General features: G+C 63.0%; 18 protein-coding genes. 17 read left to right on the top strand and 1 reads right to left on the bottom strand.

The window, feature by feature from the left end:
- The first annotated feature begins 122 nt into the window (after positions 1–122).
- From P5704_002320 to P5704_002255, 14 genes are all read left to right on the top strand, one after another.
- On the top strand, positions 123–1,643 hold the full coding sequence (locus tag P5704_002320; protein WOF79362.1) for an aldehyde dehydrogenase family protein: 1,521 nt from the start codon (positions 123–125) through the stop codon (positions 1,641–1,643).
- 240 nt (positions 1,644–1,883) lie between these two features.
- Complete coding sequence (locus tag P5704_002315) at positions 1,884–3,002, top strand: NADH:flavin oxidoreductase (protein WOF79361.1); 1,119 nt, start codon at positions 1,884–1,886, stop codon at positions 3,000–3,002.
- A 176-nt stretch (positions 3,003–3,178) separates the two neighbouring features.
- Positions 3,179–3,250, top strand: coding sequence for a pyrroloquinoline quinone precursor peptide PqqA (gene pqqA, locus P5704_002310; protein WOF81150.1), 72 nt, complete (start codon positions 3,179–3,181; stop codon positions 3,248–3,250).
- A gap of 47 nt (positions 3,251–3,297) precedes the next feature.
- Positions 3,298–4,209 (top strand): pyrroloquinoline quinone biosynthesis protein PqqB, encoded by a 912-nt coding sequence (pqqB, locus tag P5704_002305; GenBank protein WOF79360.1) that lies wholly within the window; start codon positions 3,298–3,300, stop codon positions 4,207–4,209.
- Positions 4,210–4,285: 76 nt separating this feature from the next.
- Positions 4,286–5,038 (top strand): pyrroloquinoline-quinone synthase PqqC, encoded by a 753-nt coding sequence (gene pqqC / locus P5704_002300; GenBank protein WOF79359.1) that lies wholly within the window; start codon positions 4,286–4,288, stop codon positions 5,036–5,038.
- A gap of 121 nt (positions 5,039–5,159) precedes the next feature.
- Complete coding sequence (pqqD, locus tag P5704_002295; GenBank protein WOF79358.1) at positions 5,160–5,438, top strand: pyrroloquinoline quinone biosynthesis peptide chaperone PqqD; 279 nt, start codon at positions 5,160–5,162, stop codon at positions 5,436–5,438.
- Positions 5,410–6,564, top strand: coding sequence for a pyrroloquinoline quinone biosynthesis protein PqqE (pqqE, locus tag P5704_002290; GenBank protein ID WOF79357.1), 1,155 nt, complete (start codon positions 5,410–5,412; stop codon positions 6,562–6,564). The genes pqqD and pqqE overlap by 29 nt, the downstream gene beginning before the upstream one ends.
- The gene (locus tag P5704_002285) at positions 6,561–8,501 is read left to right on the top strand and encodes a S9 family peptidase (protein ID WOF79356.1); all 1,941 of its coding nucleotides are present in this window, start codon (positions 6,561–6,563) and stop codon (positions 8,499–8,501) included. The genes pqqE and P5704_002285 overlap by 4 nt, the downstream gene beginning before the upstream one ends.
- Positions 8,502–8,608: 107 nt before the next feature.
- Positions 8,609–9,772, top strand: a complete 1,164-nt coding sequence (gene ercA / locus P5704_002280) for an alcohol dehydrogenase-like regulatory protein ErcA (protein WOF79355.1) — start codon at positions 8,609–8,611, stop codon at positions 9,770–9,772.
- Positions 9,756–11,456 carry a NahK/ErcS family hybrid sensor histidine kinase/response regulator gene (locus tag P5704_002275; protein ID WOF79354.1) on the top strand — a complete coding sequence of 567 codons (1,701 nt, stop codon included), beginning with the start codon at positions 9,756–9,758 and terminating at the stop codon, positions 11,454–11,456. Before ercA ends, P5704_002275 begins: the two co-directional genes overlap by 17 nt.
- Before the next feature lie 51 nt (positions 11,457–11,507).
- Positions 11,508–11,852 (top strand): hypothetical protein, encoded by a 345-nt coding sequence (locus P5704_002270; GenBank protein ID WOF79353.1) that lies wholly within the window; start codon positions 11,508–11,510, stop codon positions 11,850–11,852.
- Between the two features lie 90 nt (positions 11,853–11,942).
- Positions 11,943–13,196, top strand: a complete 1,254-nt coding sequence (locus P5704_002265; protein WOF79352.1) for a TolC family protein — start codon at positions 11,943–11,945, stop codon at positions 13,194–13,196.
- Positions 13,193–14,704, top strand: coding sequence for an efflux RND transporter periplasmic adaptor subunit (locus P5704_002260; protein WOF79351.1), 1,512 nt, complete (start codon positions 13,193–13,195; stop codon positions 14,702–14,704). The genes P5704_002265 and P5704_002260 overlap by 4 nt, the downstream gene beginning before the upstream one ends.
- On the top strand, positions 14,701–17,823 hold the full coding sequence (locus tag P5704_002255; protein ID WOF79350.1) for an efflux RND transporter permease subunit: 3,123 nt from the start codon (positions 14,701–14,703) through the stop codon (positions 17,821–17,823). The genes P5704_002260 and P5704_002255 overlap by 4 nt, the downstream gene beginning before the upstream one ends.
- A 22-nt stretch (positions 17,824–17,845) precedes the next feature.
- Here the strand turns inward: P5704_002255 and P5704_002250 are convergent, their stop codons facing one another.
- Positions 17,846–18,562, bottom strand: a complete 717-nt coding sequence (locus tag P5704_002250; protein WOF79349.1) for a hypothetical protein — start codon at positions 18,560–18,562, stop codon at positions 17,846–17,848.
- A gap of 207 nt (positions 18,563–18,769) precedes the next feature.
- Here P5704_002250 and uvrY point away from each other — a divergent pair, with 207 nt between their 5' ends.
- The 3 genes from uvrY to pgsA are packed head-to-tail and all read left to right on the top strand — an operon-like array spanning position 18,770 to position 21,828.
- A complete protein-coding gene (gene uvrY / locus P5704_002245) occupies positions 18,770–19,414 on the top strand; it encodes a UvrY/SirA/GacA family response regulator transcription factor (protein WOF79348.1) in 645 nt (214 codons plus the stop codon).
- Positions 19,414–21,237, top strand: coding sequence for an excinuclease ABC subunit UvrC (gene uvrC, locus P5704_002240; GenBank protein WOF79347.1), 1,824 nt, complete (start codon positions 19,414–19,416; stop codon positions 21,235–21,237). The genes uvrY and uvrC overlap by 1 nt, the downstream gene beginning before the upstream one ends.
- A gap of 33 nt (positions 21,238–21,270) precedes the next feature.
- On the top strand, positions 21,271–21,828 hold the full coding sequence (gene pgsA, locus P5704_002235) for a CDP-diacylglycerol--glycerol-3-phosphate 3-phosphatidyltransferase (GenBank protein WOF79346.1): 558 nt from the start codon (positions 21,271–21,273) through the stop codon (positions 21,826–21,828).
- The last annotated feature ends 15 nt before the right edge of the window (positions 21,829–21,843 follow it).

Below are 21,843 nucleotides of genomic sequence, written 5' to 3'. Positions count from 1 at the left end.
AATGAGGAGCCCTCCGCTGCCATGGGTGCATACCGGAGCGAAGACCCCACTGCCTAAGATCGGTCCATGTCCTGTGCACTTTCCGGCACAGGCTCCGACAAGCAGAAGAAGAGAGGCCCATCATGATCTACGCCCAGCCCGGTACCCCAGGCGCCGTCGTATCCTTCAAGCCGCGCTACGGCAACTACATCGGCGGCGAATTCGTCCCGCCGGTCAAAGGCGAGTACTTCGTCAACACCTCGCCGGTGAATGGTGAAGTCATTGCCGAATTCCCGCGGTCGGGTGCCGAAGACATTGAAAGAGCGTTGGACGCCGCGCACGCTGCTGCCGATGCCTGGGGCAAGACCTCGGTGCAGGACCGCGCACTGATTCTGCTGAAGATCGCCGATCGCATCGAAGCCAACCTGGAAAAGCTCGCAATCGCCGAAACCTGGGACAACGGCAAGGCCGTTCGTGAGACCCTGAACGCCGACGTACCGCTGGCTGCAGATCACTTCCGCTACTTCGCCGGCTGCATCCGCGCCCAGGAAGGCAGCGCCGCCGAGATCAACGAGCACACCGCGGCCTACCACTTCCATGAGCCGCTGGGTGTTGTCGGCCAGATCATCCCGTGGAACTTCCCGCTGCTGATGGCGGCCTGGAAACTGGCTCCGGCCCTGGCCGCTGGCAACTGCATCGTGCTCAAGCCGGCCGAGCAGACACCGCTGTCGATCATGGTATTCATCGAAGTGGTAGGCGATCTGCTGCCACCGGGCGTGCTGAACATCGTTCAGGGCTTCGGCAAGGAAGCAGGCCAAGCGCTGGCCACCAGTACCCGCATCGCCAAGATCGCCTTCACCGGCTCGACCCCGGTCGGCTCGCACATCATGCGCTGCGCCGCCGAGAACATCATTCCGAGCACCGTGGAGCTGGGTGGCAAGAGCCCGAACATCTTCTTCGAAGACATCATGAATGCGGAGCCAGCGTTCATCGAGAAAGCTGCCGAAGGCCTGGTGTTGGCCTTCTTCAACCAGGGCGAGGTCTGCACCTGCCCGTCGCGCGCACTGATTCAGGAATCGATCTTCGAGCCCTTCATGGAAGTGGTGATGAAGAAGATCAAGGCGATCAAGCGTGGCAACCCGCTGGATACCGACACCATGGTCGGCGCTCAGGCATCCGAGCAACAGTTCGACAAGATCCTCTCCTACATGGAGATCGCCCAGCAGGAAGGCGCACAGATCCTCACCGGCGGTGCCGCCGAGAAGCTCGAAGGCAGCTTGTCGACTGGCTACTACGTGCAGCCGACCCTGATCAAGGGTCACAACAAGATGCGTGTGTTCCAGGAAGAGATCTTCGGGCCGGTGGTTGGCGTGGCGACCTTCAAGGACGAGGCCGAAGCCCTGGCGATCGCCAACGACACCGAGTTCGGCCTGGGCGCCGGCGTCTGGACCCGCGACATCAATCGCGCTTACCGCATGGGTCGTGGCATCAAGGCCGGTCGCGTCTGGACCAACTGCTATCACCTGTACCCGGCGCACGCAGCGTTCGGTGGCTACAAGAAGTCCGGCGTTGGCCGCGAAACTCACAAGATGATGCTCGACCACTATCAGCAAACCAAGAACCTGCTGATCAGCTACGACATCAATCCGCTCGGATTTTTCTGATGAGGGCCCCGGCGTGTGAGCTCCAGCGCGCCGGTTTATTTTGCTACGCACGTCATGTGCAGGGACCTGCGCCGCTTCTGCTGTAATCCCCCTCGAACCGAGCGTAAGGTTCCTATCGCAACGCGGCCCCGGCCGCGTTTTTTTTGCCCGGTGGTGAACCAGCCATCGCGTACATCGAACTCCCCGCCACTGACACGCCTCCCATCAACATGCCCCTGTGCCGAAGATGAGGAGAATCCCATGTCGCAACTGCTCGAACCCTGTTCGCTGAAACACCTGAAGCTGCGCAATCGTGCAGTCGTTGCGCCGATGACCCGCGTCAGTGCCGAAGCCGAAGGTGCCGCCAATGAGTTGATGCGCGATTACTACGCCTCGTTCGCCAAGGGCGGATTCGCCATGCTCATCAGCGAAGGCATCTATACCGATACGGCCTACAGCCAGGGTTACTTCAACCAGCCCGGGCTTGCGACCGAAGCTCACCGGGACAGCTGGAGGCTGGTAGTCGACGCCGTGCACGACGCTGGCGCCGCGTTCATCGCCCAGCTCATGCACGGAGGCGCGCAGACACAGGGCAACATCCATCATGCCCGGCACGTTGCGCCATCGGCGGTGCAGCCTGGTGGCTCGCAGCTGACCTTCTACGGCGGCGAAGGCCCCTATGCAACGCCCGCGCAGATCAGCGAAGACGAGATTCAGGAAGCCATCGCCGGGTTTGCACAGGCCGCGGTCCATGCTCGTGAAGCCGGTTTCGACGGCGTCGAGTTGCACGGTGCGAACGGCTACCTGCTGCACGAGTTCATCAGCACCGAGTTCAATCAGCGCGACGATCACTGGGGTGGAGATTTCCTCGACCGCCTGCGCTTGCCGCTGATGGTCATCGCGGCGGTGCGGGCCGCGGTTGACGATGAATTCGTGGTCGGCATGCGTCTGTCGCAGAGCATGGTGTGCGACAGCCAGCTGAAGTGGGAGGGTGGGGCGGACGAAGCCCGGCAGCGTTTCCGCACGCTGGCTGAGGCCGGCCTCGATTATCTGCATGTCACCGAGCCGGATGCCGCTGCGCCGGCTTTCGGCAGCGGATCGAGCTTCGCTGCGCTTGCCAAGGGTAGCGTTTCGATCCCGGTGATCGGCAATGGCGGCATCGTTACGGGCGAGCAAGCCGAAAAGTTGCTGACTCAGGGGGAAATGGACCTGGTCGCTGTCGGCAAGGCCGCGTTGGCGAACAACGACTGGCCGCAGCGAATCGCGCAGGGACTGCCGCTGAATGAATTCGACGGCACGATGTTCGTACCCATGGCGACCATCACCAATGAACTGGCCTGGCGTAATGCCAACGGTCGGCCGGCACTGGGTTCAAGTTGACAGCGCACCAGCGCCGGGCGTTAGCTGGTAATCGAAACGCAGCAATGACAGCCGTCTGTCGGGCACTACCAAGGCACGGCGCTGTCTCCTTCCAAAGTACCATTCTGCTAAAGGCAGAACAGGGGGCTTAATTGGGCTGTCGGAATCTTCCGGCACCATAAAAAGAGGACCGACCTATGTGGACTAAACCCGCTTTCACCGACATGCGTATTGGTTTCGAAGTCACCATGTACTTCGCAAATCGTTGATCGATCAGCCCCGGCTCCGGCCGGGGCTTCGCTTTTGGGGGCTGTCCATGTTCATCCGTATTCTTGGGTCCGCTGCGGGCGGTGGTTTTCCGCAGTGGAACTGCAATTGCGCCAACTGCGCCGGCCTGCGCGCCGGCACGCTCAATGCGAAGGCGCGCACCCAGTCGTCGATCGCCATCAGCGACAACGGTGTCGATTGGATTCTGTGTAATGCCTCGCCGGACATCCGCGCTCAGCTGGAGTCGTTCCCGACGCTACAGCCAGCCCGGGCGCCGCGAGATACCGCCATCGGTGCCATCGTTCTGCTGGACAGCCAGATCGATCACACCACCGGCCTGCTGACCTTGCGTGAGGGTTGCCCGCATGAGGTCTGGTGCACCGAGATGGTTCATCAGGACCTGACCACCGGGTTTCCGCTGTTCAACATGCTCGAACACTGGAACGGCGGCTTGAAATGGAACCCCATCGCCCTGACCGGCAGCTTCACCATTCCCTGTTGCCCTAGCCTGCACATCACGCCGATTCCGCTGCGCAGCTCCGCGCCGCCGTATTCACCGCACCGCAATGACCCGCATCCCGGCGACAACATCGGCCTTCTGATCGACGATCGCAAAACCGGTGGCACGTTGTTCTATGCGCCGGGCCTGGGCAAGGTCAGTGACGAACTGCTGGAAACCATGCGCCAGGCTGATTGCCTGCTGGTCGACGGCACCCTGTGGCGCGATGACGAAATGCTCGTGCGCGAGGTCGGCACCAAGCTCGGCAGCGAGATGGGACACCTGCAGCAGAGCGGCCCGGGCGGCATGATCGAGGTGCTCGACGGCATGCCCGCGGTTCGCAAGATCCTCATCCACATCAACAACACCAATCCGATCCTCGATGAAGATTCCGTCGAACGCGAAACCCTCGGCGAGCATGGAATCGAAGTGTCCTTCGATGGCATGAACATCGAGCTATAGCACCCGAATCGCGGCCTTCAGCCGCCTGGTGCTGCGATACGAATATCGGAACGATAAGAAAAGGAAAGACACTGCCATGATCCTGCCAGCCATGAGCCCCGCGGAATTCGAACAGGCGCTGCGCGCCAAGGGCGAGTACTACCATATCCATCACCCGTTCCACCGGGCCATGTACGCCGGGGAGGCGACACGCGAGCAGATTCAGGGCTGGGTCGCCAACCGTTTCTACTATCAGGTCTGCATTCCGGTGAAGGATGCGGCGATCATGGCCAACTGCCCGGATCGCGACACCCGTCGGGAGTGGATCCAGCGCATCATCGATCACGACGGCGCGCCAGGCGAAGAGGGGGGGATCGAGGCCTGGTTGCGACTGGCGGAAGCCGTCGGGCTGGACCGCGAGCAGGTGCTGTCGCAGGAACTGGTGCTGCCCGGCGTGCGTTTCGCCGTGGATGCCTACGTCAACTTCGCCCGCCGCGCCAGTTGGCAGGAGGCCGCCAGCAGCTCGCTGACCGAACTCTTCGCCCCGACCATCCACCAGTCGCGCCTGGACAGCTGGCCGCAGCACTATCCGTGGATCGATGCGTCCGGCTACGACTACTTCCGCAAGCGCCTGAAGGAAGCCCGCCGCGATGTCGAGCACGGCCTGCGGATCACCCTGGAGCACTACCGCACCCGCGAGGCGCAGGAGCGTATGCTGGAGATTCTGCAGTTCAAACTCGACGTGCTGTGGAGCATGCTCGACGCCATGAGCATGGCCTATGAACTGGATCGCCCGCCGTACCACACCGTGACCCGCGAGCGTATCTGGCACAAGGGCATCAGCCTCTAGGCGCGAGCCATATAGGCAAATCCTGCCCACCCATGAGGTATCCGGCCCCTGTAGAGTGGGCCGCCTGACGACCATGAACACGTGGCCAGGCAGCCACCTGCCCACTGGCGAGACGATGACGATGAGCGATATCCAACTGACCCAGATTCCAGCATTCCGCCGTGGCTTCCGCTTCCAGTGGGAACCCGCGCAGAGCTGCCATGTGCTGCTTTATCCGGAAGGGATGATCAAGCTCAACGAGAGCGCCGCGGCGGTGCTGACCGAAGTGGACGGGACGCGTAGCGTCGGTGCGATCGTCGCCGATCTGCAGGCCCGCTATCCCGATGCCGAAGGGATTCAAGAAGATATCGTTGCGTTCCTGGAGGTTGCCGTTGAACGGTTCTGGATCGAGCTTCGCTAAACCCGGCTACGAGCCCGGCCCGCCGCTCTGGCTGCTGGCGGAGCTGACTTATCGTTGCCCGCTGCAGTGCCCGTACTGTTCCAATCCGCTGGATTTCGCCCGTAGCCACGAAGAGCTGAGCACCGCCGAGTGGATCGAGGTGTTCCGCCAGGCACGCGAGATGGGCGCCGCCCAGCTGGGCTTCTCCGGAGGCGAGCCGCTGGTGCGTCAGGACCTCGCCGAGCTGATCGCTGTTGCGCGTGGGCTCGGCTACTACACCAACCTGATCACCTCCGGTATCGGCCTGACCGAAGAGAAGATCGCCAGCTTCGCCGAGGCCGGCCTGGACCATATCCAGATCAGCTTCCAGGCCGCCGACGAAGAAGTGAACAACCTGCTCGCCGGCTCGAAAAAGGCCTTTGCCCACAAGCTGGAAATGGCCCGGGCAGTGAAGAAGCACGGCTACCCGATGGTGCTCAACTTCGTCACCCATCGGCACAACATCGACAACATCGACCAGATCATTCGTTTGTGCATCGACCTCGAGGCCGATTTCGTCGAACTCGCCACCTGCCAGTTCTATGGTTGGGCCGAGCTGAACCGCGCCGGGCTGCTGCCGAGCAAGGAACAGCTGGTACGTGCCGAGCGCATCACCAACGAGTGGCGCGACAAGCTCGCCGCCGAAAACCATCCGTGCAAGCTGATCTTCGTGACGCCCGATTACTACGAAGAACGCCCGAAGGCCTGCATGAACGGCTGGGGCAACCTGTTTCTCGATATCACGCCGGACGGCACGGCGTTGCCTTGTCACAGTGCGCGCCAACTGCCTGTTGAGTTCCCCAACGTACGCGAGCACAGCATCGAGCACATCTGGCGACATTCCTTCGGCTTCAACAAATTTCGTGGCTATGACTGGATGCCGGAACCCTGCCGCAGTTGCGACGAGAAGGAGCGTGACTTCGGCGGCTGCCGCTGCCAGGCATTCATGCTCACCGGCGATGCCGCCAATGCCGACCCCGTTTGCAGCAAGTCGGCGCATCACGGCAAGATCCTTGCGGCTCGCGATCAGGCAGATCACGGCGCGCTGGGGCTCGATCAGCTGCAGCATCGTAACGAGAAGGCTTCCAAGCTCATCCTCAAGGTATGAAATCGCCCCGCAACGATTCGTCCACGTCCCTCCCATACGGCGAAGCGCTGCCCTATGGCTTCTGGCCGAGCGCCTGGAGCGCCGAGGCCGCCGCGGCCGCGAGTCGGGATTATGCCGAGTTGCGGGCCGGGCACGGAGGGCTGTTCTGGATCGAGTACGACCCCGTTCAAGGACGCTGCACGCTGTGGTTCTGGCAGGCCGGCCGCGCATGTTGCCTGACTCCGGCCGGCTTTTCGGTACGCAGTCGCGTCTATGAATACGGCGGCGGTGCGTTCTGCCTGACCGGGCAGGGCATCGCCTTCGTCAACGAGGCGGATCAGCAGATCTACCTGCAGCTGAGCGACGGCATCGATACCGCACCGCCGCCAATCGCGCTGACGGCCGAGTCTGGGCGCCGTTATGGCGATCTGCAGCATGACTCCGTCAGCGATGCGATCCTGGCGCTGGAGGAATCCCATGAGGCCGGAGGCGTCGTGCATCGCCTGGTGAGCATCTCCATGGTCGATGGCGCACGTCGGGTTGTTGTGGAGAGTGCCGACTTCTATGCCTCTGGGCTGCTCAGTCCGGACGGCGCACGGCTGGCCTGGATCGAATGGGATCGTCCTGAGCAGCCCTGGACCTCGACGCGCCTGTGCGTGGCTGAGCGACTGCCCGGCGGGCACTGGGGCAGCAGGCGCTGCCTGGCCGGCGCGAAGGGTGGTGAGTCCTTGCAGCAGCCACGCTTCGCCGCTGACGGCCGGCTGTTCTGCCTCAGCGACCGTCTGGGCTTTTGGCAGCCTTGGTATGAGGCAGACGGCCAGCTGCTTCATCATCCGCTGACGGCCTCTGGAGAGGCGGATACGGTACAGAACTTCGATTGTGCACCGGCACCCTGGCAGCTGGGCACCAGCAGCTACCTGCCACTGGCCGACGGCAGCCTGTTGTTGACACATATGGTCGATGGTTACGGCTGGCTGTTCGCGCACGCTGCCGATGGCAGTCGGCGCCAACTGGCTGAGGACTTCACCCGTTGCCGCCAATTGGCCGCCAACCAGACCCATGTGTTCTGTATCGCTGGCGCTCCGGAGCGAGCACCCACGGTCCTTGCCATCGAACAGATCAGTGGAGCGGTGCAGATTCTCGCCGGCGGCGCGCAGCCGCTGGCGGTCGATCAATTGTCGCGCCCGCAGCCCATGCGCTTTCCGACCGGCGCTGGCGAGGTCGCACATGCTTTCTTTTACCCTCCCGCCAATGCGAACTGCCGCGGCGAGTCGGGGGCCTTGCCGCCGCTGGTGGTATTCGCCCATGGCGGGCCGACTTCGGCGAGCTATCCGGTATTCGATCCACGCATCCAATATTGGACCCAGCGCGGTTTCGCCGTGGTCGACGTGAACTACCGCGGCAGCAGCGGCTTTGGTCGGGCCTACCGGCAGCGATTGCGCGAGCAGTGGGGCATTGTCGATGTGGAGGACGCCTGCCAGGCCGCACGAGCACTGGTGGAACAGGGCGAGGTCGATCCGCAGCGCTTGTTCATCCGTGGCTCCAGTGCCGGTGGCTTCACGGCGTTGAGTGCGCTGGCCACGACAGCGCTGTTTCGCGGCGGCGCCAGTCTGTATGGCGTCAGCGATCCGCTGGCCCTGCGGCGGGTGACGCACAAGTTCGAAGGTGATTACCTCGACTGGCTGATCGGCGATCCGCAACAGGTGCCGGAGCGCTTTCGTGAGCGCGCCCCTCTGCATAATGCCGATCGTATCGGTGCGCCCGTCATCTTCTTGCAGGGCGGGCAGGATGCAGTGGTGTTGCCGCAGCAGACCGAGTCGATGGTCGCGGCTTTGCGTGATCGCGGCATCGAGGTCGAGTACCGCCTGTACCCCGAGGAGCGGCATGGGTTTCGACAGGCGGCCAACCTTGCGGATGCGCTGCAAGGTGAATTGCTCTTCTACCAACAGCTGCTCTGAAGCATTCAGGTAGAGGGGTAGCGACCAGCCATTTGGCGCATTGCTTTACCTGAGCAATGCAGTAGGCTTGCGATCATTAGTTACAAAAAATAAAAAAGGCCGTAGTCATGAGCCCGAATATCAGCCTTCAGCGCAAGTTCGTCTCCCCTGAAATCATCTTTGGTGCCGGCTGTCGCCACAGCGTCGGCACTTGTGCAGCCAATTTCGGCGCACGAAAAGTGCTGGTGGTATCCGACCCCGGGGTCGTGAAGGCGGGCTGGGTGGCTGATGTGCAGGCCAGCCTCGACCGGCAGAACATCGAACATTGCCTGTTCACCGGGGTTTCACCCAACCCCCGTTGCGAAGAGGTGATGCTCGGCGCCGAGCTGTATCGTAGCGAAGGTTGCAACGTGATCGTCGCGGTAGGCGGTGGCAGCCCAATGGATTGCGCAAAGGGCATCGGCATCGTCGCGGCGCATGGGCGCCATATCTATGAATTCGAAGGGGTAGATACGCTGCGCGTGCCCAGCCCACCGCTGATCCTGATTCCGACGACTGCCGGGACCTCGGCGGATGTCTCGCAGTTCGTGATCATTTCCAACCAGGAAGAGCGGATGAAGTTCTCCATCGTCAGCAAGGCAGCCGTGCCGGATGTCTCGCTGATCGATCCGGAAACCACACTGAGCATGGACCCGTTCCTTTCCGCCTGTACCGGCATCGATGCGCTGGTGCACGCCATCGAGGCATTCGTATCGACTGGCCATGGCCCACTGACCGATCCGCACGCGTTGGAAGCCATGCGACTGATCAACGGCAATCTTGCGCAAATGATCGCCAATCCGGCGGATATCGCGCTGCGCGAGCAGATCATGCTCGGCAGCATGCAGGCCGGGCTGGCCTTCTCCAACGCGATTCTCGGTGCGGTGCATGCCATGTCCCATAGCCTCGGCGGCTATCTCGATCTCCCCCATGGCGTCTGCAATGCCGTGCTGGTCGAACATGTCGTCGCATTCAATTACGACGCTTCGCCGGATCGCTACCGCAAGGTCGCCGAAACCCTTGGCATCGATCCGCGCGGGCTGAATCACCGTCAGGTTCGCGAGCGGCTGGTGCAGCATCTGATCGATCTGAAGCAGCAGATCGGCTTCCGCGAAACGCTGAGCCTGCACGGCGTTAACCTTTCCGATATCCCGTTCCTCTCGCAACATGCGATGCAGGACCCCTGCATCCTCACCAATCCACGCTCGTCGACGCAGCGGGACGTCGAGGTCGTCTATGCCGAAGCCCTCTGACGACCAGCATCAGGCCCTGACGCAACTGCTCGGCTTCGGCAGCCATTCCGCACGCAAGAGCCACTATCCGGAACTGGTGGCACGCCTGGAGGAGCTGGAAAGCGAGCGCAACCGCTACAAGTGGCTGTTCGAGCATGCCGTACACGGGATCTTCCAGGCCAGCCTCCATGAAGGTATTCGTGCCGCCAATCCCGCGTTGGCGCGCATGCTCAGTTACGACACGCCGGAAGAGGCCCTGTGGGCGCTGACCGATCTGTCCCACCATCTGTTCATCGGCGGAGAGGAGGAGCTGCGGCAGATCCGCCATATCCTGAGTCAGCAGCATGGTTTGTTCGGCTACGAGACACGCCTGCGGCGCAAGGATGGCAGCACTATCCACGTGATCATGAACCTGCTGCTCAAACCGGACGAAGACGGCTTGGTGGAAGGCTTCGTCGCCGACGTGACCGAGCGCAAACTGGCACAGTTGCGCCTGTTGCAGCTAAACGAAGAACTCGAACAGCGCGTCGCCGAGCGCACCTGTGAACTGCGCGAAGCCCGCGATGCGGCTGAAGCGGCCAACCTGAGCAAGGACAAGTACCTCGCCGCAGCCAGTCACGACCTGCTACAGCCGCTCAATGCCGCGCGCCTGCTGATCTCGACCTTGCGCGAACGGCAACTGCCGCAGAACGAGTTGCATCTGGTCGAGCGGGCCCATCAGGCCCTGGAAGGCGCCGAAGACCTGCTGACCGATCTGCTCGACATTTCCAAGCTCGATCAGGCCGCGATCAAACCGGATATCGACATCTACCCGCTAAACGATGTCCTGCTGCCGCTGGTGTCGGAATTCCAGTCGGTTGCTTCGGCTGCGGGGCTGCAGTTGAAACACTACATCCCGCGTTTCGCCATCAAATCCGATTTCCGCCTGCTGACGCGAATCCTGCGTAATTTTCTCAGCAATGCCTGCCGTTATACCGATCGGGGTAGCGTCCTGGTGGGTGCGCGCATACGCGCCGGGGCGCTGCGTATCGAGGTTTGGGACACCGGGCGGGGCATTCCTGAGGAGGAGCTGCAGTCGATCTTCCTCGAGTTCAATCAGCTCGGGATCGGTCGATCCGCGAAACGCAGTGGAGTAGGGCTGGGGTTGGCCATCGTCGACCGAATCGCCAGCATGCTCGGCTACCCGGTGCTGGTGCGATCGAAGCCGGGGCGCGGCTCGGTGTTCAGTATCGACGTGCCATTGGCCGAGGCGATGCCCCGCGAGCGGGTTGCGGCTCCGGTGGTCGTGCCGCAGCTGGGCGATCCGCTGCCTGGGCGGCGCCTGCTGGTGATCGACAATGAGGAGAGCATCCTGCTCAGCATGGCTGTCTTGCTCGAACAGTGGGGCTGCACGGTGGTGACCGCCACCGACGAGCAAAGCGCAGTGACGGCGCTGGATGGAGTAGCGCCGGATGCGATCCTCGCCGATTACCATCTGGATCAAGGGCTGACCGGCTGGGACGTCGTGCTCGCGGTGCGAGCTCGCTTCAACCAGGCGCTGCCGGTGGTGATGATCACCGCCGATCGCAGCGACCAATGCCGTCAGCAACTGCAGGGCTGCGGCGTGCCGGTGCTGAATAAACCGGTCAAGCCCGGCAAGATGCGTTCGGTGCTCAGTCATCTGCTCACCGCCAACAGCAATGGCAGCGGACCGGATGCGGGGTGACACGATCTGGATCAAGTTTTACCGGGCGCCGTCTCGGATAGACTGCTTGCCATGAAAGCCCATCTGCATCTGCTACTCGTCCTGTTGCTCAGCCTCGCGCTCCCCGTGAGCAGCATGGCTGCGCTCGAGCTGAGGGCAGATCCGTGCCAGATGCAAAGCGACATGGAGACCTCCGGGCATTTCGCACACCAGGCTGAAGCCCAGGACGAGGGTGCGCATTCGCACGAGAGCAGCCCACTGTGTAAAAGCGGCCACCAGTGCAAGACCGGCAGCATGTTGCAGACCGGCGTAGCGCAGCCGCAGCTCGCCGTCTCCCTGCCGCAACTCGCAGTACATTATTCTGAGTTCTTTCCTGCCCGCTCCAACGCCGACGTCTGGCGCCCCCCGCGTTACTGATTCCATCGCTGACCTGACTCGCCCCACGTTCATACGTTGAGGCGCTGTAAGCATGCCTTGCGGCATGCAGGAAACCGAGGAATCCAATTCATGATCTCCCGACTGATAGGGAAATACCGGCCGTTCGCGGGCGTGGTTTTTGTCGCCGCGTTCGGCCTGCCCGGCGCAGCCGCCGGGCTTACATTCGACGATGCCCTGAGCCTTGCGCAACAGCAGGCGCCATCGCTGCGTGCCGAGGCGTCAAGGCTGCAGGCCGCGCGTAGCGAAGCCGTCGCAGCGGGCGAACTGCCCGACCCAAAATTGTTGCTGGGCCTGCAGAATCTGCCCATCGAGGGTGCCGAACGCTGGAGCCTCGATGATGATGGCATGACCATGCGCATGGTCGGCGTGATGCAGGAAGTACCGAATCGCGACAAGCGCAAGGCGCGTAGCGATGTGGCACAGGCGTCTGTAGCGCGCGCGGGCGCCTCGCGCGAGGTGGAAACCCTCAGGGTACGTCTGGCGACTGCCCAGGCGTGGATTGCCACGCACGCGGTGGAGCGCAAGATCCGGCTGTTCGACCAATTGTTCGAGGAGAACCGCCTGCTCGCCGAAGCGATTCGGGCTCGCATCGCCGGCGGGCAAGGGCAGTTGACCGACAGCGTCGCGGCGAAGCAACAGGCAGCGCTATTGGCTGATCGCCAGGACGAACTGGAGCAGCAGCGCCGCCAGGCACGCGCGGCGCTGGTGCGTTGGGTCGGCAGCGATGGCAACCGGCCGCTGCTCGGCGAACCGCCGCGCTGGACCATTGCCCCTGAGCAACTGGCGCAGCGGGTCGAGCAGCACCCGCAATTGACCGCCTATGCACCTATGACCCAGGTGGCGCAGGCACGCATCCGTGAGGCGACCTCCGAGAAACAGGTCGACTGGAGCTGGGAGGTCAGCTATCTCAAGCGCGGTCGCGAGTACGGCGACATGGTCAACCTGCAATTCAGTTTCGACCTGCCGCTCTTTCAGCGCTCGCGGCAGAACCCGCGGATCGCCGCCCGCTACGCCGAGCTCGAACAACTGGAAGCCGAGCGCGAAGCCATGACGCGCGAATTCGTCGAGCGGCTGGACAGCGAACTGGCCGAGCTGGATCGCTTGCAGCGCGCACTCGAACGCAACGCCGAGGTGCTGCTGCCGCTGGGAGAGGAGAAGGTGGAGCTGGCGATGACCGGCTACCGAGCCGGAACCAACGAGTTGGAAGCATTGCTGACAGCGCGCAACGAGCTGATCGAGACCCGCCTTGAACACATCGACCTGCAAGGTCTGGTAGCCATCGCGGCTGCGCGCCTGCACCTCGCTTACGGAGAAGCCAAATGAGCCGGAATATTCTCGCAAGCGTCACCCTGGCCGGAGTGACGGCACTGATCGGCGCGGGGGGCGGCTATTGGCTGGCCAGCTCTGATGACCAGACTTCAGAACCGCCTGTATCCGCGCTCAAGCGCGACGCCGAGGTACTGTACTGGTACGACCCGATGGTTCCGCAGCAGCGTTTCGAAAAGCCCGGCAAGTCACCGTTCATGGATATGGACCTGGTGCCGCGCTACGCAAACGAAGATGGCGATGTCGCCGCCATCAGTATCGATGCCGGCGTCACGCAGAACCTTGGTATTCGCCTGGCAACCGTCAGCCGCGGACAGCTGGCGAATGTGGTCGAAGCGGTCGGCGTGCTCGAATACAACGCGCGTGATGTCGCGCTGGTTCAGGCGCGAGCCGGCGGGTTCGTCGAACGCGTGTATCGGCATGCACCAGGCGATGTGCTGGACGAGGGCGCAGCGCTGGCCGATCTGCTGATCCCCGAATGGACGGCCGCCCAGGAGGAATACCTGGCCCTGCGGCGCATCGGCGAGCCAGCGCTGCTGGCAGCCGCACGGCAGCGCCTGCGTTTGGCCGGCATGCCGGCATCGACCATCAGCCAGCTCGAGCGCAGTGGCAAGGTCAACGCGTCCATTACCATTTCCACCCCGATCGCTGGCGTACTGCAGGAACTGGATGTTCGCGAAGGCATGACGCTTGCGGCCGGTGCGCCTCTCGCGCGGGTCAATGGGCTGGACAGCGTCTGGCTGGAAGTAGCGGTGCCAGAGGCGCAAAGCCAGGGCATCCGCGTTGGCCAGCGCGCCACCGCGCGGCTGCCGGCGCTGCCGGGTCAGCTCATCGAGGGTGAAATCACCGCGGTGTTGCCGGAAGCCAATGCCGCAAGCCGTACCCTGCGGGTGCGAGTACAGCTGCCCAATCCAGACGGACTGCTGCGGCCCGGGCTGACGGCTCAGGCCAGCCTGGCCGGTGGAGACAATGCGTCGGTTCTGCTGATTCCGGGCGAAGCTGTCATTCGCACCGGGCGCCGCAGCCTGGTGATGCTGGCCGAGGCTGGCGGCCGCTATCGTCCGGTGGAAGTCGAGACTGGGCGGGAGAGCGGCAGCCAGACTGTCATTCTCCGCGGCCTGGAAGAGGGCCAGCAGGTAGTCGCGTCCGGCCAGTTCCTGCTGGACTCCGAGGCCAGCCTGCGCGGCATCGTTGCGACGCCTGCGACTAGTGATATCCAGCACGATCACGATCACGATCACGATCACGACCATGGCCATGCTCAGCCGGCACCGGCGCTGCATGAATCCGAGGGCCGCGTCATGGCGCTCGCTGATGCGCGCGTGAAGATCGCACACGGCCCGTTCCATACGCTTGGCATGCCCGGCATGACGATGGCGTTCGCGGTGGCCGATGCGGCATTGCTGCAGGACATCGAGGTCGAGGACCGGGTCCGTTTCGCCGTCCGGGAAACCGATGAAGGCCTGCTGATCGAGCGAATCCAGCCGCTGGAGAAGCAGCCATGATCGCCGCGCTGATTCGCTGGTCCATCCTCAATCGGTTCCTGGTGCTGATGGCGACGTTGCTGATGACTGCCGTGGGCATCTGGGCGGTACGTACCACGCCGATCGACGCGCTGCCTGACCTGTCCGACGTGCAGGTGATCATCCGCACGCCCTATCCGGGGCAGGCGCCGCAGATCGTCGAAAACCAGGTGACCTATCCACTGACCACCACCATGCTTTCGGTACCCGGGGCAAAGACGGTGCGCGGCTATTCGTTCTTCGGCGACAGCTTCGTTTACGTGCTGTTCGAGGACGGTACCGATCTGTACTGGGCGCGCTCACGGGTGCTGGAGTACCTGAGCCAGGTGCAGAGCCGGCTGCCCGCAGGTGCCAAGCCATCTCTCGGGCCGGATGCCACCGGCGTCGGCTGGATCTACCAGTACGCGCTGGTCGACCGCAGCGGTACGCATGATCTCGCGCAGCTGCGCAGCCTGCAGGACTGGTTCCTCAAGTACGAACTGATCACGCTGCCCAACGTGGCCGAGGTGGCGACCATCGGTGGCATGGTCAAGCAGTATCAGGTCGTGCTCGATCCACTGAAGATGGCCAGCCTTGCCGTCACTCAGGCGCAGGTGATCGAGGCCATCGGCGCCGCCAATCAGGAGACCGGCGGCGCCGTACTCGAACTGGCCGAAACCGAATACATGGTCCGCGCCTCCGGCTACCTGCAGACGCTCGAGGATTTTCGCCAGATTCCATTGCAGCTAAGCGCCAGGGGCGTACCGGTCACGTTGGGTGATGTGGCACATATTCAGCTCGGCCCGGAAATGCGCCGGGGCATCGCTGAACTCGATGGGGAGGGAGAAACGGTCGGCGGGGTGGTGATCCTGCGCAGCGGCAAGAACGCGCGGGAAACCCTGGCCGCTGTACACGCCAAGCTGGAAGAACTGAAAAGCAGCCTGCCCGAGGGCGTCGAGATCATCACCACCTACGACCGCAGCGAACTGATCGACCGCGCGGTGGAGAATCTCAGCTTCAAGCTGTTGGAGGAGTTCATTGTCGTCGCGCTGGTGTGCGGAGTCTTTCTCTGGCACCTGCGCTCCTCCCTGGTGGCGATCGTCTCGCTGCCCATCGGCATACTGATCGCCTTCGTCGTGATGCGTTACCAGGGCATCAACGCCAACATCATGTCGCTCGGCGGTATCGCCATCGCCATCGGCGCGATGGTCGATGCGGCGGTGGTGATGATCGAGAACGCCCACAAGAAGGCCGAGGCCTGGCGCCACGCCAACCCCGGCAAGGCGCTGGAGGGTGAAGAGCACTGGCAGGTGATGACAAGCGCGGCGCAGGAAGTTGGGCCGGCGCTGTTCTTCTGCCTGTTGATCATCACCCTGTCGTTCATTCCGGTGTTCACCCTCGAAGCGCAGGAAGGCCGCCTGTTCGGCCCGCTGGCCTTTACCAAGACCTATGCCATGGCCGCAGCGGCCGGGCTTTCGGTCACCCTGGTGCCCGTGCTGATGGGCTACTGGATTCGCGGCAAGCTGCCGGACGAGGCGCGCAATCCGCTCAACCGCGGGTTGATACGGGTCTATCGTCCTGCGCTGAATGCAGTGCTGGATCACCCGAAATCGACCATCGCCGTAGCCGTGCTGATCCTGGCTACCACGCTGTGGCCGATGTCGCGACTGGGCGGGGAGTTCCTGCCGCCGATGGACGAGGGGGATCTGCTCTACATGCCTTCGGCGCTGCCGGGACTGTCAGCACAGAAAGCAGCGCAGCTGTTGCAACAGACCGATCGCATGATCCGCACGGTTCCGGAAGTCGAAACCGTGTTCGGCAAGGCTGGCCGCGCCGAGTCGGCGACCGATCCGGCACCGCTGGAAATGTTCGAGACCACCATCCGCTTCAAGCCGCGGGAGCAGTGGCGCGCCGGCATGACGCCGGAAACGCTGATCGATGAGCTTGACCGGGCGGTGCAGGTGCCAGGCCTGACCAATATCTGGATTCCGCCGATCCGCAATCGCATCGACATGCTCGCCACCGGTATCAAAAGCCCGATCGGGGTGAAGATCGCCGGCGCCAACCTGGAGGAGATCGACCGTGTCAGCCAGCAGGTGGAGGCCGTTGCCAGAAAGGTGCCGGGGGTCAGCTCGGCGTTGGCCGAGCGCCTGGTCGGCGGGCGTTACGTCGATATCGATATCGATCGTCAGGACGCCGCCCGCTACGGACTGAACATCGCCGACGTGCAGTCCATCGTCTCCAGTGCCATCGGTGGCGAAACCGTAGGCGAAACCATCGAGGGCCTGGCGCGCTACCCGATCAACGTTCGCTATCCCCGAGAGTGGCGCGACACTCCCCAGGCGCTGGAGCAGCTACCGATCCTCACGCCGCAGGGCGGCCAGATCACCCTGGGTAGCGTGGCGCGAGTGCGCATCAGCGACGGTCCGCCGATGCTGCGCAGCGAGAATGCGCGGCTGGCGGGTTGGGTTTACGTCGACGTGCGCGGCCGGGATATCGCTTCGGTCGTCGCCGATCTGCGCGATGCAGTCAGCACCGAAGTCAGCCTGCTGCCCGGCATGAGCCTGGCTTACTCGGGCCAGTTCGAGTTTCTCGAGCGTGCCAACGAGCGCCTCAAGCTGGTGGTGCCAGCGACGTTGCTGATCATTTTCTTCCTCCTGTACCTGACCTTCGGCCGGCTGGACGAGGCCGTGCTGATCATGCTGACCCTGCCGTTCGCACTGACCGGCGGCGTCTGGTTCCTCTATCTGATGGACTACAACCTGTCGGTGGCCACCGGCGTCGGCTTCATCGCATTGGCGGGGGTCGCTGCGGAATTTGGCGTGATCATGCTGCTGTATCTGAAAAACGCCTGGGCCGATCAGCGGCGCGACGGACCGAACGGCGAGGCCGCGCTGTGCGAAGCAATCCGTGAAGGTGCGGTGCAGCGGGTACGCCCGAAGGCGATGACCGTGGCAGTGATTGTCGCCGGTCTGTTGCCGATCCTGCTGGGGACGGGCACCGGCAGTGAGGTGATGAGCCGCATCGCGGCGCCGATGGTCGGCGGCATGCTGAGCGCGCCGCTGCTGTCGCTGTTCGTGATCCCGGCCGCCTATCGCTTGATGCGCAGACCTGGGAGATGAATCGCAGGCACGGCCAGCTCGACTACATCAGCAATAGAAGGAAGGAATAGCCGAGCGACCCGAGCAGGAATGCACCGAATCGGCTGTTCCGTTCCGTCGGCAGCTCCTCCTTGAGCACGTTGAGGATTATCGCGCCGGCGATGAAGGCGGTTACAGCCGAGACACCCAGCTCGGAGAGTTCGATGACCGAGCCGAACGCCCAGCCGATCAGTGTTGACCCCGCCAGGATCCAGCGGCCGCGTCGAGCGAACAGATCCTGGTGGTCATGCTGAAGGGCCACATCGTTGACCATGAAGTGCAGCGCCATGGCCACGGTGTACCAGACCAGTTCCAGCATCTGGCCAGGATCACGGTTGGCGAGGATATTCCCGATCAGTGCGTTGTAGCCGGCGAAGGCACCTATGTGCAGCCAGAACACGCCCGCGTGGGAAGGTGCGCCGTCAGGCCGCTCGTCTCGGTGCTGCTTGATCAGCCGCTCGAGTCCGTAGAAGCAGACCAGGCCGCCTAGCGCCAGCAGATAGGCGTGGTGCTCAAGGTAGCGCAACGGGTGAAACCCGCTATCCTCCATCACCCTCTGCCCGTCGGCCAGTTCGGGGAGCAGGTGCACGAAGACATACGCGACGGCGACGCCACCGGCTGCGGACAGCCAGCGGCTGCGCGGCAACTGATGTAGTTTGCTCAGCCTTCCGGCCAGCATATGGGTGGCTGTCAGCACCAGTGCGGCGATCAGGGTGAGCATGAGATATCCGCGGAAAAGGCCATCAGCTTTGTGACTTTGGCCGCCCATCGGCGTTCAGCATGCAGTTCGTCGGTTGGCACGCCGGACTTATGATCTCGATCAGTTACCTGCGTCGTGATCGGCCAGGTCGATGATTTTTTTGATAGAGTGCGCTCCTGAAAAAGCGAGCAGCCAGCCAGCTTTCAATTCGGTCAATGAGGTGTCTGCTTGATTAGGGTGCTGGTGGTCGATGACCACGATCTGGTTCGCACAGGCATCAGTCGCATGCTGGCGGACATCTCTGGGCTGCAGGTGATCGGTCAGGCGGATTCTGGCGAGGATGCGATCCGCAAGGCTCGAGAGCTCAAGCCCGATGTGGTGCTGATGGACGTCAAGATGCCGGGCATCGGTGGTCTGGAGGCGACCCGCAAGCTGCTGCGCAGCTACCCGGACCTGAAGGTCATTGCCGTGACCATCTGTGAAGAAGATCCCTTTCCGACTCGCCTGCTGCAGGCCGGGGCGGCAGGCTATCTGACCAAGGGCGCGGCGCTGGAGGAAATGGTGCAGGCCATCCGCATGGTGTTCGGCGGCCAGCGCTACATCAGCCCGCAGATCGCTCAGCAGCTGGCGCTCAAGTCCTTCCAGCCGCAGCTCAGTGAGTCACCGTTCGACCTGCTTTCCGAGCGAGAAATACAGATCGCGCTGATGATTGCCAACTGTCAGAAGGTACAGCACATTTCCGACAAGCTCTGCCTGTCGCCGAAGACAGTCAACACCTACCGCTATCGCATCTTTGAAAAGCTATCGATCACCAGTGATGTCGAGCTGGCCCTGCTGGCGGTTCGCCACGGGATGGTCGATACCGTCAACTGATGACAGAAGCCTTCGATTCCTCGGCGTTCCTGGCCGCCTGCAGCGGCCGGCCGGGCGTCTATCGCATGTTCGATGCGCAGGCCAAGCTGCTCTATGTGGGCAAAGCGAAGAACCTGAAAAAGCGCCTGGCAAGCTACTTCCGCAAGACCGGGCAGGCGCCGAAGACCGCGGCGCTGGTGGCCAAGATCGCGCAGGTCGAGACCACCATCACCGCCAACGAGACCGAGGCGCTGCTGCTCGAGCAGACCCTGATCAAGCAGTGGCGGCCGCCGTACAACATCCTGCTACGGGACGATAAGTCCTACCCCTATGTGTTCCTCTCGGCCGGTGAATTTCCAAGACTGAGTATTCATCGTGGCGCCAAGAAGGAGCCCGGACGCTACTTCGGCCCCTATCCTAGCGCTGGCGCGATCCGCGAAAGCCTGAGCCTGCTGCAAAAGGCCTTCTTCGTGCGGCAATGCGAGGACAGCTATTACCGCAACCGCACCCGGCCCTGCCTGCAATACCAGATCAAGCGCTGCAAGGCGCCATGCGTGAAGCTGGTCGACCCCGAAGAGTACGCCGAAGACGTGCGTCACTCGGTGATGTTCCTCGAAGGTCGCAGCAACGCGCTGGCGGAGGAGCTGTCGCGCAACATGGAAAAGGCGGCGATGAATTTGGATTTCGAGCGCGCCGCCGAGATCCGTGACCAGATCGGCATCCTGCGCCGCGTGCAGGACCAGCAGAGCATGGAAGGGGGTTCGGGCAATGTCGACATCGTCGCCGCGGTGGTCAGCCCAGGCGGCGCTTGCGTGCATTTGATCACCGTGCGTGGTGGGCGAGTGCTGGGCAGCAAGAACTTCTTTCCGCAGGTCGCCATCGAGGAAAGCGTCAGCGAGGTGCTGCAGGCCTTTCTGGAGCAGTACTACCTCGGGGCTACGGAACGCGACCTGCCCAGCGAGCTGATCGTCAATGCGGTGCACGAGGATTTCGCCACGCTGATCGACGCCATCTCCGAGCTGCGTGGCGTCGAGCTGACCATCACCCATCGGGTACGCGCGACGCGGGCACGCTGGCAGCAACTGGCGCTGACCAACGCCGAACAAGCGTTGGGCGCGCGCCTGGCCAATCGTCAGCATCTGTCGGCACGCTTCGACGCACTGGCCGAAGCGCTGGAGCTCGACGAGCCACCGATGCGCCTGGAATGCTTCGACATCAGCCACTCCAGCGGCGAGGCTACCGTCGCCTCCTGCGTGGTGTTCGGCCCGGAAGGCCCGCTGAAATCCGACTATCGCCGCTACAACATCGAGGGCGTCACCGCCGGAGACGACTATGCGGCAATGCATCAGGCACTGTCGCGGCGTTTTCGCAAGGCGGCGGAGGGCGAGGGCAAGCTGCCGGACATCCTGCTGGTCGATGGCGGCAAGGGCCAGCTGAACATGGCGCGAGAAGTGCTCGAAGAACTGGCCGTGCCGGACCTGATCCTGCTTGGCGTGGCCAAGGGCGTGACGCGCAAGCCAGGGCTGGAGACCCTTTACCTCAACGATGCGGCTCACGAGTTCACGCTCCCCGCAGACTCGCCGGCTCTGCACCTGATCCAGCAGGTGCGCGACGAGGCTCACCGTTTCGCCATTACCGGCCACCGTGCCAGACGGGGAAAAGCGCGACGAACTTCGACCCTGGAAGGCGTTCCGGGCATCGGCCCGAAGCGCCGTCGCGAACTGCTTACGCATTTCGGCGGTCTTCAGGAGCTGTGCAGAGCGAGCCTCGACGAGATCGCCAAGGCTCCTGGCATCAGTAAAAAGCTTGCCGAGTCGATTTATGCCGCTCTGCACAGTGAGTAAACTGTCCCCGAATTCCGCCGATCAGTGGTACCGATGAATATCCCGAACCTGCTCACCGTTCTACGCGTGCTGCTGATACCCATCTTCATTCTGCTGTTCTATCTTCCGTTCTACTGGAGCTATCTGGCTGCGAGTGCGGTATTCACCGTCGCCGCGCTGACTGATTGGCTCGATGGCTACCTGGCCCGCCGGCTGGAGCAAAGCACGCCGTTCGGTGCCTTTCTCGATCCCGTGGCGGACAAGCTGATGGTCGCAGTAGCCCTGGTACTGCTGGTCGAAGAGCACTCCAACCTCTGGCTGACATTGCCGGCAGCGATCATCATCGGCCGGGAGATCGTCGTCTCGGCGTTGCGCGAATGGATGGCCGAGCTCGGCGCTCGCGCACAGGTGGCGGTGTCGAACCTGGGCAAGTGGAAGACCGCCGCGCAGATGGTCGCGCTGGTGATCCTGCTGGCCAATCCGCCTCAGCCAACAATCTGGGTGGGCCTGGGCTATGCGCTGTTGATCGTCGCGGCGGGGCTGACGCTTTGGTCGATGATCAATTACCTGATGGCTGCCTGGCCGCACCTGAGCACCTCAGAAAAGAAATAAAAACTTTTTTAATCA

Origin of the sequence: Pseudomonas sp. FeN3W (genome assembly GCA_030263805.2) — a bacterium.
Classification (GTDB): Bacteria; Pseudomonadota; Gammaproteobacteria; order Pseudomonadales; family Pseudomonadaceae; genus Stutzerimonas; species Stutzerimonas stutzeri_G.
The sequence above is the reverse complement of the archived record's forward strand: the minus strand, read 5'-3'. Positions and strand labels throughout refer to the sequence as shown.

Coding starts and splice junctions, on each gene's coding strand:
- P5704_002320 (WOF79362.1), top strand. CDS start 123: ATGATCTACGCCCAGCCCGGTACCCCAGGCGCCGTCGTATCCTTCAAG.
- P5704_002315 (WOF79361.1), top strand. CDS start 1,884: ATGTCGCAACTGCTCGAACCCTGTTCGCTGAAACACCTGAAGCTGCGC.
- pqqB (WOF79360.1), top strand. CDS start 3,298: ATGTTCATCCGTATTCTTGGGTCCGCTGCGGGCGGTGGTTTTCCGCAG.
- pqqC (WOF79359.1), top strand. CDS start 4,286: ATGATCCTGCCAGCCATGAGCCCCGCGGAATTCGAACAGGCGCTGCGC.
- pqqD (WOF79358.1), top strand. CDS start 5,160: ATGAGCGATATCCAACTGACCCAGATTCCAGCATTCCGCCGTGGCTTC.
- P5704_002285 (WOF79356.1), top strand. CDS start 6,561: ATGAAATCGCCCCGCAACGATTCGTCCACGTCCCTCCCATACGGCGAA.
- ercA (WOF79355.1), top strand. CDS start 8,609: ATGAGCCCGAATATCAGCCTTCAGCGCAAGTTCGTCTCCCCTGAAATC.
- P5704_002275 (WOF79354.1), top strand. CDS start 9,756: ATGCCGAAGCCCTCTGACGACCAGCATCAGGCCCTGACGCAACTGCTC.
- P5704_002270 (WOF79353.1), top strand. CDS start 11,508: ATGAAAGCCCATCTGCATCTGCTACTCGTCCTGTTGCTCAGCCTCGCG.
- P5704_002265 (WOF79352.1), top strand. CDS start 11,943: ATGATCTCCCGACTGATAGGGAAATACCGGCCGTTCGCGGGCGTGGTT.
- P5704_002260 (WOF79351.1), top strand. CDS start 13,193: ATGAGCCGGAATATTCTCGCAAGCGTCACCCTGGCCGGAGTGACGGCA.
- P5704_002255 (WOF79350.1), top strand. CDS start 14,701: ATGATCGCCGCGCTGATTCGCTGGTCCATCCTCAATCGGTTCCTGGTG.
- P5704_002250 (WOF79349.1), bottom strand. CDS start 18,562: ATGCTCACCCTGATCGCCGCACTGGTGCTGACAGCCACCCATATGCTG.
- uvrC (WOF79347.1), top strand. CDS start 19,414: ATGACAGAAGCCTTCGATTCCTCGGCGTTCCTGGCCGCCTGCAGCGGC.
- pgsA (WOF79346.1), top strand. CDS start 21,271: ATGAATATCCCGAACCTGCTCACCGTTCTACGCGTGCTGCTGATACCC.